This window comes from Polynucleobacter sp. 78F-HAINBA, from assembly GCF_018882325.1.
GTDB lineage: Bacteria > Pseudomonadota > Gammaproteobacteria > Burkholderiales > Burkholderiaceae > Polynucleobacter.
In genome coordinates, this window is sequence record NZ_JACVOQ010000005.1 from 61,210 (window position 1) to 76,668 (window position 15,459).

Below are 15,459 nucleotides of genomic sequence, written 5' to 3' on the forward strand. Positions count from 1 at the left end.
GCTTAATGCCAATACAATAAGAGATTCTAGAGATTAATCCCGGTTAAGCAATGCAATCTAATGGTTTATCCCAGCCTTACACCCGTGGTCAGGCACTTCCCGAGCTACTGAAGCAGCGCATTCTGATTTTGGATGGCGCTATGGGCACCATGATTCAGCAATGCAAGCTCAATGAGGCGGATTACCGTGGATTGCCCACTAGCAAGCGCTTTGAGGCTCATCCTGGTGACATCAAGGGCAATAACGAACTCCTAGTTCTCACTCAGCCACAAATCATCAGCAAGATTCATGAGCAGTATTTGGATGCGGGTGCAGACATTATTGAAACCAATACTTTTGGCGCTACTTCTGTTGCGCAAGAGGATTACAAAATGGCTGGCTTGGCACGTGAGATGAATGTCATCTCTGCTCAATTGGCCCGTGCCGCCTGTGAAAAATACTCTACGCCAGATAAGCCACGTTTTGCGGCGGGCGCAATTGGACCTACCCCAAAGACGGCCAGCATTTCTCCGGATGTGAATGATCCAGGTGCTCGCAATGTAACGTTTGATGCATTGCGCGCTTCCTATCGCGAGCAGATTGAAGGCCTCTTTGAAGGTGGCGTTGATTTATTTTTAGTCGAAACCATTTTCGACACACTGAATGCTAAAGCTGCATTGTTTGCCTTGGATGAATTCTTTGAAGAAACTGGCGAGCGTTTGCCAGTGATGATTTCAGGTACGGTTACTGATGCTTCTGGCCGTATCTTGTCGGGTCAAACAGTCGAAGCATTCTGGAATAGTTTGCGCCACATCAAGCCATTAACTTTTGGTTTGAACTGCGCCTTAGGTGCTGCACTAATGCGTCCTTATATTGCTGAGCTTGCTCGCATTTGCGATGCCGCTGTATCTTGCTATCCCAATGCCGGCTTGCCCAACCCAATGAGTGATACCGGCTTTGATGAAACACCAGAAATTACATCCAGCCTTGTCGATGGCTTTGCAAAAGATGGCTTAGTCAATCTCGTAGGTGGTTGCTGTGGAACGACGCCGGACCATATTCGTGCCATTGCTAATGCGGTTGCTAAGCGCAAGCCACGTGCCTTCTATCGCGAGAGCGCAGAGGTGTCGGCATGAATAAGACTACGAAGGTAATGCCGCCAATGAAGCTCTCGGGCTTAGAGCCTTTTAATGTTACAGCCGATGTTGGCTTTGTGAATATTGGTGAGCGTACTAACGTCACAGGCTCCAAAGCATTTGCACGCATGATTTTGAATAATCAATTTGATGAAGCCTTGGTAGTTGCAAGACAGCAAGTTGAGAATGGTGCTCAAGTCATTGATATCAATATGGATGAGGCGATGTTGGATTCGGAAGCGGCGATGACGCGCTTCTTGAATTTGATTGCTTCAGAACCAGATATTGCTCGTGTACCAATCATGATCGACTCTTCTAAATGGAGTGTGATTGAGGCGGGTCTGAAATGTATTCAAGGCAAGCCGATTGTTAACTCAATTTCTCTCAAAGAGGGCGAAGAGCCTTTCAGAAAACAAGCGCGTCTAATTCGTCGTTACGGCGCAGCTTCTGTAGTGATGGCATTTGATGAAGTAGGTCAAGCGGATACTTTTAAGCGCAAGACTGAAATTTGTCAGCGCTGCTATCAAATTCTTGTGAATGAGATTGGCTTCCCAGCAGAAGATATTATTTTTGATCCCAATATCTTTGCCATTGCGACTGGTATTGAGGAGCATGACAACTACGCGGTAGATTTCATTAACGCCACCCGTTGGATTAAAGAAAATCTACCGGGCGCGAAGGTGAGCGGTGGCGTCTCTAATGTGAGCTTCTCTTTCCGCGGTAACGATCGCGTACGTGAAGCCATTCATACCGTGTTCCTGTATCACGCTATTCAAGCGGGTATGGACATGGGTATTGTCAATGCGGGACAGCTTGGTGTTTATGCAGACTTGGATCCAGAATTACGTGAGCGCGTTGAAGACGTGGTGCTCAATCGCTTTAAAGAAAAAGACGGTAAGACTCCAACTGAGCGCTTGCTGGATATTGCCGATCAATTTAAGGGCGGTGGCGCCAAGCAAGTAGAGAACTTGGTGTGGCGTGAAGCACCCGTGCGTGAGCGTTTAACCCATGCTTTGGTGCATGGCATCACTACTTTTATTGAAGAAGATACTGAAGAGCTGCGTGCCCAAATTATGGGTGCGGGCGGTCGTCCTATCGAGGTTATCGAAGGCCCTCTAATGGATGGCATGAACGTTGTTGGCGACTTGTTTGGCGCTGGCAAGATGTTCTTACCGCAAGTGGTTAAGAGTGCGCGTGTCATGAAACAAGCGGTAGCGATTTTGATTCCCTATATTGAGGAAGAAAAGCGCCTGCATATTGCTTCTGGAGGCGAAGCCAAGGCCAAAGGCAAGATTGTGATGGCGACTGTTAAAGGTGACGTGCACGATATTGGTAAAAACATTGTGACAGTAGTGCTGCAATGTAATAACTTTGAAGTTGCCAATATGGGCGTGATGGTGCCTTGCGCAGAAATTCTGAAACGTGCCAAAGAAGAAAAAGCAGACATTGTTGGGCTATCTGGTTTGATCACTCCATCCTTAGAAGAGATGACTTACGTTGCTCAAGAGATGCAGCGTGATGATTATTTCCGTGAGCGTCAAATTCCATTGATGATTGGTGGTGCTACCACTTCTCGTGTGCATACCGCGGTGAAGATTGCACCTCATTACGATGGCCCTGTGGTCTATGTGCCTGATGCGTCCCGCTCAGTATCCGTTGCATCAAGCTTGCTATCCGATGAAAGCGCCAAGAAATTTATTCAAGATCTGCGCGATGACTATGTCCGTATTCGTGAGCAGCATGCCAACAAAAAAGCATCACCAACGATCTCTTTAGAAGCAGCACGTAAGAATCGCGAGCTGATTGATTGGGCTAGTTATGTGCCTGAGAAGCCGAAGTTTATTGGGCGCCGTGTTTTCAAGAATTTTGCTTTAAGTGACATTGCTAAATACATTGATTGGACACCATTCTTTCAGACCTGGGATTTGGCTGGTAAGTTCCCAGCAATCTTGGATGATGAAGTCGTTGGCGTAGAGGCTCGCAAAGTATTTGAAGATGGCCAGGCTCTATTAGATAAATTAATCAAAGGTCAGTGGTTGCAGGCTGATGCAGTAGTCGCTTTCTATCCAGCAAGCACGATAGGTGATGACATCGTCTTATACAGCGATGAATCGCGTGAGCACCCCTTATTTGTTTGGCACAACTTACGTCAGCAGTCTGAGCGCCCAGTAGTTGATGGCGTTCGTCGACCTAATCGTTGCTTGGCAGATTATGTGGCGCCAAAAGATTCTAAGGTGGCTGACTACCTTGGTTGCTTTGCTGTGACGACTGGTCATGGTGTTGAGAAAAAAGTTGCCGAGTTTCATGCAAAGCATGATGACTACAGTGCAATCATGTTGCAATCCTTGGCCGATCGTTTGGCAGAAGCATTTGCAGAGTTGATGCACCATCGCGTTCGTACGGATCTTTGGGGTTACGCAACTGATGAGATTTTGACGAATGATCAAATGATCAATGAGGAATACCGTGGTATCCGTCCGGCGCCAGGTTATCCAGCTTGTCCTGCACATGAAGTGAAAAAAGATTTATTGCGCGTCATTGGTTCAGAAGATATTGGTATGACCTTGACTGAGTCGATGGCTATGAACCCAGCTTCTAGTGTCAGTGGTTTTTACTTGGCACACCCAGATGCGCGTTATTTCAATGTGGGCAAGTTGTCAGCAGACCAGATTGAAGATCTTGCTAAGCGCCGTAATGAATCTGTTGAAGACATCCGTCGCCAGCTGGCTAGCTCGATCGACTAAGAACTTCCTTGATGTGGTGCTTTAAACGCCCCACATCACTGGTTCATCTTTGGCTTTAGCCTGCTTCATGAGCTCTAGGAAGGGATAGGCGCGCTGCCCCAGCCTGTCGGCCAGCTTCGGTTTCTCAGTATTTTCTTGATCAGCCGCATTACTTTTAGCTCGCTCTTCCAGGTCTTTCAGAATGGCGGTTTCTAGGGCGATGATGAGGGCTGGCAATTGCTCAACCGTCAAAATACCTCTCGGCTCTAATGGGCGGCCCAAAATTTCAAAGATTCGCTGGGTCAGATCAGCCAGCATGATGACGTCAGGACCCGCTTTGGAGCGAAATTGATAGATCATTTCGATAGCTTACCACCTGATAAACTCACTTATCTATGTTGTTAACTAATAAAAATCGTTTAATTGAAATGCTGAGCGCAGCCCTGCAGGGTTTGGCTCAGGAGCGTGGTTTGGGCGATGCCCCTGCGCCTCGTTTGGAGCGCCCTAAGGCGGTAGACCACGGAGATGTCGCTTGCAATATTGCCCTCCAGCTCTCTAAAGCTTGGAAGCTAAATCCTAGGGAGTTGGCACAAGCGTTGGTTGAGCGCCTAGAGCAGCAACCCGGCTATGGCGACCTCATCGCCTCTTGCGAAATCGCGGGCCCTGGATTTATCAACTTTCGCCTGAGCAATGCCGCTAAAACTGCGGTGGTACAAGAGGTTCTCACGGCAGGATCCCAGTTTGGTCAGTTAGCTCCAGAAGCGGCCCCGGTCTCCAGTGCCATGATTGAGTTTGTGTCTGCTAATCCGACTGGACCACTACACGTTGGTCATGGCCGTCAGGCTGCACTCGGCGATGCCTTGGCAAACTTATTAGCAACGCAGGGCATTAAAGTGCACCGCGAGTTTTATTACAACGATGCTGGAGTCCAGATTGCGAATTTGGCACTCTCTGTGCAGGCTCGATTAAATGGACTTAAACCAGGTGATGCTGCTTGGCCAGAGAGTGCTTATAACGGTGAATACATTGCAGAGATTGCAACCGCTTTTAAAGCTTCATCTGAATATAAAGATGAGCTTGAAGCTATCCGTCAATTTGCTGTGGCGTATTTGCGCAATGAACAAGATATCGATTTAAAAACATTTGGCGTCAAGTTTGATTGCTACTACCTAGAGTCTTCTTTGTATACCGATGGCAGTGTTGCAAAAATTGTTGAAGAGCTGCAGAGCATTGGTAAGACCTATGAGTCTGAGGGTGCACTTTGGCTCAAGACAACGGATGATGGTGATGATAAAGATCGCGTCATGCGAAAGTCTGATGGTAGCTTTACCTACTTTGTGCCTGATGTTGCTTATCACACCAGCAAATGGAATCGTGGCTTTGAAAAAGTGATTAATGTCCAGGGCAGTGATCACCATGGCACGATCGCACGCGTGCGCTCAGGCTTACAAGGTGTGGCTCAGAAGCGTGGTTGGGATATTCCAAAAACCTATCCTGAGTATGTATTGCATAAGATGGTGACAGTGATGCGCCATGGTGAAGAAGTCAAAATCTCTAAACGTGCAGGCTCCTATGTGACTGTGCGTGACTTGGTTGAGTGGTCTGGTGGAGTTACGCCAGAGATGACTGCTGATGAGCGCGAGCTTGCGCTGCAGCGCGGACGCGATGCTGTGCGTTTCTTCCTCATCTCTCGAAAAGCCGATACTGAATTTGTATTTGATGTTGATTTGGCATTGCAGCAAAATGATGAGAACCCAGTTTTCTATGTGCAATACGCTCATGCTCGCATTTGCTCAATTTTGACTCAATGGGGCGGACAAGTTTCTGACCTGAAGGGCGCGGACCTTTCTTTGTTACAAAGCAAAGCTTCCGATCATTTATTGCGCCGCCTAGCTGAATACCCAGAAATGCTTACTGATGCAGCGGCAGACTTGGCGCCACATGCTTTGGCTTTCTACTTACGTGATTTAGCGGGAGACTTCCATACTTTCTATAACGCAGACCGCGTTTTGGTGGACGACCCTGCATTGAAATTAGCTCGCCTCGCCTTACTCTCGGCGACTCGTCAAGTGCTTGAAAATGGATTAAAAGTATTGGGTGTATCAGCACCCGCTAAGATGTAAGCTGTAGTACTTGCTAGCGCTTAAGAAGTAAAAAGAAGGATGGGGACACGATGAAAAAAAACAATCAACACACCAGCTTCGCTCCAAAGACACAGTCTTCGAGCCCCGAGTATGGCGGCACTATTCTTGGTTTTATCTTAGGGCTTGGAGTTGGCCTGGGGGTTGCTTTTGTGATCGCCTTTTACCTTTCAAAAAATACACCCCAAGAGCGTCCTGGAGTTAGGGCCCCCAATCTCCCCTTAACCATTAAGTCAGGACCGGCTCCTGCCGAAGGAGAGGCTGCTGCTCCAGCGGAAGCGCTCGACCTGAATAAGCCTTTGCAAGGTAAGTCTGCTGCACCTGCCGCTAGTGCGCCAGACCCCATTGCTGACTTGGCTAATGGCAAGAAGCCAGTGGATGCGGCTCCAGCCTCTGCTGCAAAATCAGACGCTATCTATTTCTTACAAGTTGGTGCGTTTAATAAGCGCGCTGATGCGGATGCGCAAAAAGCGAGTTTGGCTATTCAGGGTATTCAGTCTCAATTGAGTGAGATCAGTAGTGAAGGCAATACACTCTGGCGTGTTCGCGTTGGACCGTACAACAGTGTTGAAGAAAGCAATCCTGTGCGAGATAAGTTAAATGGCATGGGCATTAAACCGAGCGTTATTAAATCTAGCAAATCATGATTACATTATCTAAGTCTAAGAGAGCCCTTTTATCTGCGACCATTCTTGGCCTGGCCTTTTCTTTTTCAGGCCTTGCTACTGCGCAAAGTCCTAAGATCGAAGAGGGATTTGATTACCGCATTCTGCCTGTTCCTCAGCCGGTTGAATCTAAGGGCAAGGTAGAGGTTATCGAGTTCTTTTGGTATGGTTGCCCACATTGCTATGACTTTGAGCCAGAGTTAAATGCTTGGCTTAAGCGCCAACCAAAGGATGTCACATTCCGTAAGGTGCCGGTTGCCTTCCGTGATGACTTCATGCCACACAGCCAATTGTTCTATGCCTTAGAGGCCATGGGCAAGGGTGAGGCGATGAATGACAAAGTGATGTACGCCATGCATAAAGAAAATAAGCGCCTCATGACAGAAAATGAGATAGCAGATTGGGTCGCTTCTCAGGGTATTGATCGCAATACTTTCTTGGCTACATACCGTTCATTTGCGGTTGTTTCTAAAGCACGTGCGGCAAGACAGATGGCTGATGCTTACCGCATTGATGGTGTGCCAACTATTGTGATGCAGGGCCGCTATGTGACCTCTCCATCAATTGCTGGAACCAAAGCTAAAGCGATTGCAGTGATGGATTACTTGGAGCAAAAAATCCGCAAGGATAAGTACAAGTAATTCAGGGTCTTAGATTTTGACGAAGCGTCTTACTATCCAAAAATAGAGTGGGTAAGGCAGGATTCTGAGGAACTTTAAGAATCCTGAAAACCGCTTAGGGAAGTGAATATCAAATTCTCCAGCCTGTAGTCCTGAGAGAATTTCTGTTGCAGCCTCCTCAGCAGTAATGAGTGCTGGCATTTCAAAATCATTCTGTGCAGTCGCTTCGGTTGCTACAAACCCTGGTGAAATCATGTGCACGCTCACACCCTGCGGTAGCAAGTCGTAGTACAGGGTTTCGCAGAAGTTAATAATTCCTGCTTTGCTAGGTCCATAGGCCAAGGCTTTTGGCAATCCACTGTATCCAGCTACGCTACCAACGATGGCAATATGACCAGCATGCTCTTTGAGCATATTGGGTAAAACAATGCTGACCGCTCTCATGGGGCCAAGTAGGTTTGCATCAATTGTTTTCTGCGCAACTTCAAACTCAAAATTATCGGCGCGTAATGGTGTGTATACGCCCGACACAAATAGCAATAGGTCTAAGCCACCCCAGGCTTCAAGGATGGTCTGGTAGGCGGAAATGAGCTGTTCTTGCTGAGTGACATCTAGCGGCAGGACTAAGGTCTGCCCCAGTGCTGCGGATTGTGCGATGGTATTGAGTTTCTCAGCGCGACGACTAGAAAGAGCAACTCTTGCACCTGCCTTGATAAAGGCTTGTGTACAGGCCTCACCAATTCCGCTGGAAGCGCCAATGATCCAAATACGTTGATTTACAAATGAATCAAATCCTTTTTGTTTCATGGGCGCAGGGCATCGTTCGAGTGGGTAACATCTGAATGTTTGAGGGTGTATTGCACGACATCAATATTCTTTTCGGAGAATCCAGCAGCGCAGTACATAAGATAGAAATTCCACAGTCGAATAAAAGCTTCATCAAATCCAAGGCGATAGATTTCTTCAATCTTGTGATTAAAGCTGTCGCGCCATAGGCATAAGGTTTTGGCATAGTCAGCACCAAATGCAAACTCTGCCTCAACCTCTAAACCCGCATTAGCTGCAGCAGCCTTGAATTTAGAAGGTGAGGGAAGCATACCGCCTGGGAAAACGTATTGCTGAATAAAGTCGGTGCTATGACGATAGCGATCAAACAAGTCCTCTGCAATCACGATAGTTTGGATGCAGGCTCGGCCACCCGCTTTCAGTCGCTTAGCAACTGTTTGGAAGTATTCGCCCCAATGGTTCTCGCCAACTGCTTCAAACATTTCAATGGAGGCAATACCATCAAATTGTTCTGCGCAGTCCCGATAGTCCTGAAGGCGTACCTCGAATTTCTGTTGATTACCCACCTCTGTATTAACTTTTTGAAGTCTAGTATCTGCAAAGGCTTTTTGCTCTGTGGATAAAGTTAAGCCTGTAACTTGATTGCCATTGCGTAAGGCCTCTTCCATAAATCCACCCCAGCCACATCCAATTTCTAGTAGTTGGTCACCCGGTTTAGCGTGGATGGAGTCTAGTATGCGTTTGATCTTGGCGCGCTGCGCATCCATCAGGGATTGCTTGTCTCCCTCAGAGAACCAGGCGCTTGAATAGCTCATTGACGGATCTAGCCACAGGGTATAGAACGCATTGCCTAGGTCATAGTGCGCATGAATATTTTTACGACTTCCAGATTTGGAATTGTCTCTAAACCAATGCTTCAAGCGATACGCTATAGAACCTAACCAGCTTCCATAGATTGCTTTTTCTAAAATGTTGCGATTTCGAATGGCTAATTCCAGCAAGGCTTTAAGGTCAGGCGTATTCCATTCGCCTCGAATATAGCTCTCGGCAAAGCCAATATCGCCATGAGATAAAACTTGCTTAAATACTGACCAGTCTAAAACTTGAATTTCTGCATGCAGTTGGTCTGAGCTATTTCCAAACTCCCTTACTTCCTTGTTTGGTAATGTAAGAACCAAATGCCCGCTACGCAATTCCGCTAGGAGACTTAATAAAGTCTGTGTGCTTGCACGGTATTGTTGTTGCTTAGACTCCCGCTTCTCCGGACGGGAGAATGTGAGTCGAGATAGCAGGGATTGACCGGGGCGATTCATCTAGTAATTTCAAGTTCTGGTGGTTTAGGTTTTGAATAAAAGGGTACTCCTTTTAGCCACAATTTCAATGCCTGCCAGTGAATCCGGCCGATGACACCTAGGCTCATCAGCGGGTACCGCAAGAAGGCACGATAGAGGGCGCTTTTACTCAGTGCCTGAGCAAGACCGCTGATACTGGTGTTGATCAATGGGGCTCCATCTTCATGGAGCTCAATTCGGCAAACGATATTTCGCTTTGAATGACTATCCTGGGGAAATAAGAAGCGGAAGTGATATTCCCCTCGAACATCACAGAAAGGTGATACGTGGAAGACCTTCTTGCTCACCAGAGTCTCTCCAGATTGCACGGCTTTTCCAGAGTCATGATGAAGTAAGTAGCAGTGTCGTTCGCCAAAGGTGTTATTCACCTCGGCTAGCACTGCTTGAACCTGACCATTGGCTCGGGTACAGATCCAAAAACTGACAGGATTGAAGACATAGCCTAGTACGCGTGGGAAGGTTTGTAGCCAAATCTCGCCATCAATATTCTGGATGTTGTTTTCTTCAAGAATTGTTTCGATCCAGGACAGGCTATCCTGACTTCCTAGGCCATGGTCTTGATCGAAGAATGAAAACAGTCCAAACCGATTGTCTCTAAGACCATGTTTACTGAGTAACGCTGGATCATTCCTACGCGCACGCATTGGAATAGACAAAGTAAATACACCATAGCCAAACGCATTTTTAGCGGGACGAAAACGCCGATGCTTAACCGCTCCGAAATTAATCGTTGGCAAATTCATTTACTGAGCATCTTTAATGGAGCTAGATTTAACGCGATGAGAGATGCTTTCCATTAGATCCATTGCGACCAATTCGCCTGATCGCAGACCATCTTCATGAAAGCCAAAGCCAGTCCATGCGCCGCAATACCAAATTGAGGAGTTGCCCTGAATTAAAGGCAGTGCCTTTTGGGCCTGGACTGCGCGCATATCAAAGACTGGATGCGAGTAATGAATTTCTTCATGCACTAAGCTTGGCTTGGGATCAGTCAGTGGGTTCAAGCTCACAATAATCTGCGTGCTCTCGAATGCCTTAGGCAGAGGTTGCAAGCGGTTAATTAAATAATTAACGCTAACGTGTTGTTGTGCAGTTGGTGTTGCACCCGATTTTGCAGTGTAGTTCCAGGCCGCCCAGCAGCGCTCGGTAGTTGGCAAGAAATTGATATCAGTATGCAAAATCGCACGATTCTTTTGATAAGGAACCGAGGCTAAAATATTACGAGCATCTTGGTCAATGCCATGAACTAAGTCTAAAGTTTGATCGCTATGACAAGCCATGACTACTTCATCAAACCAGTGTGACCCAGATGCGGTAATGACTTCAGCCTGAGAGTTTTCAGTTTGACTTGCATTAACTCGGGTTGCGGATTCGCGCACAAATTGGACTTGATGTTTCTCAAGGGCCGCCACTAAAAGCTTTACATATTCTCTTGAACCGCCTTTAACAGTAAGCCATTGCGGGCGATTCTGAATTTGCAAAAGGCCGTGATTATGGCAGAAACGCACCATAGTTTGAATTGGAAACTCTAGCATCTGCTCAACAGAGCATGACCAGATAGCACCAATCATCGGTAAGAAATAATTCTCTCTGAAGCTGGTGCTAAAGCGGTTGCGATCTAAAAAATCTTTAATACGCTCATCAGGTTCTGAGTATTCAAGCTTAGAGGTGATTTGTTCTTCGGCAAGCTGAGTAGCAAGACGATTGAAGCGCAAGATGTCATAGGCCATTCTCCAAAATGAAAGCGAGAATAAATTAGATCGTTGGCCAAAGAAAGAATTGAGGTCGTTACCAGCCCATTCTATTTTTTTGTTGTGCCCAGTTTTTTCGCTGGCATCAATCGATACTGAGAAAGACATTTCTGATGGAGCAATCGGCACTCCAATTTCTTCAAATAGACGAACTAAGCGAGGATAGGTTTTGCGATTAAATACTAAAAATCCAGTATCCACTCCATGAGTAGTCTTACCTTGAGGGGTTTCGAGCGTTAGGTCTACGGTATTGCTATGACCACCAATATGATTGCCGCCTTCGAATAGGGTGATGTCTAAATCTGGGTGCTGTCTTAATGCATATGCGCAGCCTAAGCCAGATATACCAGCGCCAATGATGGCAACTTTTTTCTTACCCACTAAATTTTCTCTCCAAGAAGTTTTTCTATCTCGCCAGTAATGCTGCTACTCGATGGTTTAGTCATGCTGCCATAGGAGTCCACAACATTGCCGTTGCGATCAATGAGGTATTTATAAAAATTCCACTTAGGAGTTGTACCAGTTTTAGCAATCAACATCTTAAATAAAGGATTGGGATTGCTGCCGCTGACTGAGCTCTTGGCAAACATGGGGAACTTCACGTCATAGGTATTTTTACAGAAGTCAGCAATCTCTTTGTTGCTACCCGGCTCTTGTTGTCCAAAATCATTGGATGGAAATCCCAGTACAACTAAGCCACGATCTTTATATTTGGCATACAGCTTCTCAAGACCTTCATATTGGCTGGTGAAGCCACAAAAGCTGGCTGTATTGACGACCAGAATGACTTTGCCTTGATATTGGCATAGATTTTGAGGTGCCTCATCCTGTAGTCTGGGGAAGGTGTGTGACAAGAGGGGGCTGCAGCTGGCCGAAGCTGGAGGAGCTGCCTTTGCAAATTGCATTGCCGGCAGCAGCAAAAATAGTGCTAGTAAGTAGCTAGGCATATTGCGAGTCATCTTGAACCTTAGGGTGGGACTGGGATGTCCAAGTCTAAGACATTCTGGCAAATATCGTTGAGCCTAGCGCAATGCCATTAATATGACGCTATGAGCTCTTTACCTTTACCTTCTTTTGAGTCTAAAGTCTGCCCCCCGGCAGAGTTAGAGGCCCGCATTGCGGCGCTCCCAAGGCCCCTGGTATTTACGAATGGAGTCTTTGATATTCTGCATCGCGGACATGCCAGTTACTTGGCTCAAGCACGTGCCTTAGGTGCTAGCCTTGTGGTGGGGGTGAACTCAGATGCCTCAGTGAGGATGTTGGGGAAGGGTGATGACAGGCCTATTAATACCGAGGCTGACCGCCAAGCTTTATTGGCGGCGCTGGAGAGCGTGGATTTAGCTGTGATGTTTACAGAGCAAACCCCAGTCAATCTGATTGAAAAAATTCATCCGGATATCTACGTTAAGGGTGGAGATTATGAAATCGATACTCTTGAAGAAACTCGCTTGGTGAAGACTTGGGGCGGTAAAGCAGTCGCTATTCCATTTCTGTATGAGCGCTCTACGACAACCCTGTTAGGCAAGATCCGAACTAGCTAAAGATTTTGTAAGAGCCAAGCCCAAAGCCCGCGCAGTACCAAACCTTCAATCGGTTCAACAGGAAGCGCTGACAACTCTGGAAACCGTTTGATTTCATTTGCCAAAATTTTGGCGTTGCCACCATCAAGCCAAATTCGCTCGACAGGATGATTCATGGCCTTAGCTAAATAAGCCGCGCGCAGTATCGCTCCTATTTGCGCCGCATCACAACCACCAGTAATAGCTTCATCCGTCGTTGTGCCAAAGCTTGCTTGAGCCTCAGAATTGCTAGTGCGAACCGCAAGTGGAAGTTGGGCTGTATTTTGTTGAAGGCTTTCTTGCATCAGGCTAAGGCCCGGCAAGATCCAGCCGCCGTAATGAACGCCGTTGCCACCCAATAAGTCAATAGTGGTGGCTGTTCCTGCATTAATCACCAGTGTGTTCGTATTTGAGAGTGCTCTTGCACCAATGAGTGCTGCCCATCGATCTGCACCCAGCTTGTTTGGATCTTGATAGAGTGTGCGCACACCATCGTAAGCACTGCTACCTGTAAATTGCTTCCACTCAAGGTCTTGCCACTGCGGAAAGAGGCTACGTAGATTTTCAATGGCAGCATCACCTGCTACACAGCAAAATGCAATCGCATCTGGCTTTGGCAATGTTTTAGAAATGTAGTCAGATAGTTCGGCGCGTAGCTCGGGCGATTGGAAAGACTTAGTACTAATCGATCCAGAGTATGCCCACAGTTTTTTATTCCTGTCCGCAATATTCTGTGTGGATTCAACGGCGGCCCATTTAAGCCGAGTGTTGCCAAGATCAAATACTAAATACAGACTCATGATTGAACTCGCAAAGAAACATCGCCTGCATGAATGGCAATCAATTTGTCATGCTGTTTTAGGAGGAGCGCGCCAGTGTCATCAACTCCGGAAGAAATTCCAATGATGGGATCCGTGCCTGTGCCTGAAATGCAAACTGACTGGTCATTGAAGGCATCCCAGCGTTCCCAGGAATTTTTAAAATAGCCAAATCCATATTGCTCAAATTGAGTCAAATGCTTTTCAAATGACTCAATTAGTTTTAGCCAAATAAATTCCGTATCGGGAATTGAGGTTTGATGCGGTATGAGTTGATCCAAGGTGGCAACATTAAGAGAGGATTGATCTTTCAAACCTTTTTGAATGAGTGCTGGGTTACGTAAGTTCAGACCTAGTCCGATTACCATCCAAGTGGGTGAATTTGGATTGCTCTGTCCACCTTCAATCAAGATGCCACCAAGCTTTGCATTGTTCAGTAGTAAATCGTTGGGCCACTTCAGTCGTAGACCCTGTTGATGAAGCGCATCCTCGCTAAGCCCCAGAGCTGTCGCAATGCCGGAAATAGCCGCCAAGCCGATAACTAGACTGAGCCCACTCAGTTCATTGGGGCGCTTCTGGAATGGGTAGGCCAAGGAAAAGCACAGAGTATCCTCAGGGTTGGAGAGCCAAACTCTTCCAGCTCGACCCTTGCCCGAGGTCTGCTCGTGGGCAATACGAGCAACGGGATCAATTAATTCCCCGGCACGCCAGCGGGCCAATAAATCATCATTAGTTGATTTGGTGGTGGCAACGCGCTCTAGGATGCAATTCGGACTCATTTTCCTATTGTAGAAAGATCTGGCCTAGCTGACCTAGAATGATGGAATGCATCACGAAGATCAGCGTCCTCGCAAGTTTGTTTGGCCACTCCAAGCAATGCCTTTGGCCAGAGCCATCAGCTTGAGCTATGCGCTTTTAATCGTCTATGTCAGTCTCAACCCCTTTGATTTCAACTTTGACAATGGAATTGCTGCTTGGGCGTGGTTAGATGCTCCTTTACCCCGCTTTATTACACTCTTTGACGTTTCGGTCAATATTTTGGCCTACATCCCCTTGGGATTTTTATTGGTCTTTGCCTGCTATCCACGATGGCGTAATTTCGTTGCTCTGGGTATCGCCTTGAGCTTTAGCGCGGCATTGGCTTTTAGCGTCGAGTCATTACAAACTTGGTTGCCCACTCGCATTCCCAGTCAAATGGATTGGTGGGCCAATGTTTTGGGTGGATTGATGGGCGGCCTCTTGGCGATCCCTTTGGGGCCTCAGTGGCTCTCTGGTAGCGCAGTACGCCGTCGTTTTGACCAGTGGTTTGGTTTGAACTGGGCAGCTTGCGCCTTATTTTTACTTTTTCCTTGGGCTCAGATCTATCCCCAGAGTTCGTGGTTGGGGACTGGGGTGTGGGGTCATGCGATTTTTGCCTCAGTCGACTGGGGAACGATGGTGGTGAATCATTTCGTCCAAGAATCCATCATTACGGCGGTTTGCTGGTTAGGAACCGGACTCCTACTATCTCTAGGTATGCGCGCAAAAGCGCCCCAGTGGAAAATCTTGAATAGCCTGCTTTGCTTCACCGTTTTGGTCAAAATTACCTTTACCGCATTGCAATTCGGGGCAGAATTCAGTTTTTCATGGCTTACCGCAGGCGCTATTTGGGGGATGGTATTGGGAACCCTGTTGCTGAGATGGGCACTTCAATTGCCTGTATCCAGTAAAGCTTGGCTTGCAATCGCTTGTTTGGTCAGCGCCACCCTGGCAATTAATCTCTTGCCGGACAACCCTTATTTCATTTTGACATTACGACACTGGTACCAAGGCCGACTATTACACTTTAATGAATTAATGCAATGGGTTTCCGTAGTATGGTTGCCATTAGCTTTGCTTTGGGCGCTCCGAAATAGAGCCACCTTTAATTTAAAACCTTGATTGAGATTT

General features: G+C 47.0%; 15 protein-coding genes. 7 read left to right on the forward strand and 8 right to left on the reverse strand.

The features are described 5' to 3' along the window. Window positions 1-50 precede the first annotated feature (50 nt). Window positions 51-1,115 carry a homocysteine S-methyltransferase family protein gene (locus ICN11_RS06805; protein WP_216229708.1) on the forward strand — a complete coding sequence of 355 codons (1,065 nt, stop codon included), beginning with the start codon at window positions 51-53 and terminating at the stop codon, window positions 1,113-1,115. Further along, window positions 1,112-3,859 carry a methionine synthase gene (gene metH / locus ICN11_RS06810; RefSeq protein WP_216229709.1) on the forward strand — a complete coding sequence of 916 codons (2,748 nt, stop codon included), beginning with the start codon at window positions 1,112-1,114 and terminating at the stop codon, window positions 3,857-3,859. Before ICN11_RS06805 ends, metH begins: the two co-directional genes overlap by 4 nt. 21 nt (window positions 3,860-3,880) lie before the next feature. Here metH and ICN11_RS06815 read toward each other — a convergent pair whose 3' ends face one another. Then, window positions 3,881-4,198, reverse strand: coding sequence for a DUF1840 domain-containing protein (locus ICN11_RS06815; RefSeq protein WP_216229710.1), 318 nt, complete (start codon window positions 4,196-4,198; stop codon window positions 3,881-3,883). Window positions 4,199-4,233: 35 nt separating this feature from the next. Here ICN11_RS06815 and argS point away from each other — a divergent pair, with 35 nt between their 5' ends. Genes argS through ICN11_RS06830 form a run of 3 tightly spaced genes read left to right on the forward strand, consistent with a single transcriptional unit; the run spans window position 4,234 to window position 7,285 of the window. Then, a complete protein-coding gene (gene argS, locus ICN11_RS06820) occupies window positions 4,234-5,961 on the forward strand; it encodes an arginine--tRNA ligase (RefSeq protein ID WP_216229711.1) in 1,728 nt (575 codons plus the stop codon). A 50-nt stretch (window positions 5,962-6,011) separates the two neighbouring features. Then, window positions 6,012-6,626, forward strand: coding sequence for an SPOR domain-containing protein (locus ICN11_RS06825; protein ID WP_216229712.1), 615 nt, complete (start codon window positions 6,012-6,014; stop codon window positions 6,624-6,626). After that, entirely contained in the window at window positions 6,623-7,285 is a 663-nt protein-coding gene (locus ICN11_RS06830; protein WP_216178635.1) for a thiol:disulfide interchange protein DsbA/DsbL, read from the forward strand. Before ICN11_RS06825 ends, ICN11_RS06830 begins: the two co-directional genes overlap by 4 nt. Before the next feature lie 9 nt (window positions 7,286-7,294). On the opposite strand, the gene ICN11_RS06835 is transcribed toward ICN11_RS06830, so the two are convergent. Genes ICN11_RS06835 through ICN11_RS06855 form a run of 5 tightly spaced genes read right to left on the reverse strand, consistent with a single transcriptional unit; the run spans window position 7,295 to window position 12,100 of the window. Continuing rightward, a complete protein-coding gene (locus ICN11_RS06835) occupies window positions 7,295-8,071 on the reverse strand; it encodes an SDR family oxidoreductase (protein ID WP_216229713.1) in 777 nt (258 codons plus the stop codon). Next, window positions 8,068-9,363: a cyclopropane-fatty-acyl-phospholipid synthase family protein gene (locus tag ICN11_RS06840; RefSeq protein ID WP_216229714.1), complete on the reverse strand. Its 1,296-nt coding sequence runs from the start codon at window positions 9,361-9,363 to the stop codon at window positions 8,068-8,070. The genes ICN11_RS06835 and ICN11_RS06840 overlap by 4 nt, the downstream gene beginning before the upstream one ends. Continuing rightward, window positions 9,360-10,145: a DUF1365 domain-containing protein gene (locus ICN11_RS06845; RefSeq protein ID WP_216229715.1), complete on the reverse strand. Its 786-nt coding sequence runs from the start codon at window positions 10,143-10,145 to the stop codon at window positions 9,360-9,362. Before ICN11_RS06845 ends, ICN11_RS06840 begins: the two co-directional genes overlap by 4 nt. Continuing rightward, window positions 10,146-11,534 (reverse strand): FAD-dependent oxidoreductase, encoded by a 1,389-nt coding sequence (locus ICN11_RS06850; protein WP_216229716.1) that lies wholly within the window; start codon window positions 11,532-11,534, stop codon window positions 10,146-10,148. Then, window positions 11,534-12,100 carry a glutathione peroxidase gene (locus tag ICN11_RS06855; RefSeq protein WP_255539906.1) on the reverse strand — a complete coding sequence of 189 codons (567 nt, stop codon included), beginning with the start codon at window positions 12,098-12,100 and terminating at the stop codon, window positions 11,534-11,536. Before ICN11_RS06855 ends, ICN11_RS06850 begins: the two co-directional genes overlap by 1 nt. A 102-nt stretch (window positions 12,101-12,202) precedes the next feature. Between ICN11_RS06855 and rfaE2 the strand changes: the two genes are divergently transcribed. Continuing rightward, the gene (gene rfaE2 / locus ICN11_RS06860) at window positions 12,203-12,694 is read left to right on the forward strand and encodes a D-glycero-beta-D-manno-heptose 1-phosphate adenylyltransferase (protein ID WP_216229718.1); all 492 of its coding nucleotides are present in this window, start codon (window positions 12,203-12,205) and stop codon (window positions 12,692-12,694) included. On the opposite strand, the gene ICN11_RS06865 is transcribed toward rfaE2, so the two are convergent. Continuing rightward, window positions 12,691-13,512: a type III pantothenate kinase gene (locus ICN11_RS06865; RefSeq protein WP_216229719.1), complete on the reverse strand. Its 822-nt coding sequence runs from the start codon at window positions 13,510-13,512 to the stop codon at window positions 12,691-12,693. The genes rfaE2 and ICN11_RS06865 overlap by 4 nt on opposite strands. Continuing rightward, a complete protein-coding gene (locus ICN11_RS06870) occupies window positions 13,509-14,309 on the reverse strand; it encodes a biotin--[acetyl-CoA-carboxylase] ligase (RefSeq protein WP_216229720.1) in 801 nt (266 codons plus the stop codon). Before ICN11_RS06870 ends, ICN11_RS06865 begins: the two co-directional genes overlap by 4 nt. A gap of 46 nt (window positions 14,310-14,355) precedes the next feature. Here ICN11_RS06870 and ICN11_RS06875 point away from each other — a divergent pair, with 46 nt between their 5' ends. After that, window positions 14,356-15,450 (forward strand): VanZ family protein, encoded by a 1,095-nt coding sequence (locus ICN11_RS06875; protein WP_216229721.1) that lies wholly within the window; start codon window positions 14,356-14,358, stop codon window positions 15,448-15,450. Window positions 15,451-15,459: the final 9 nt, after the last annotated feature.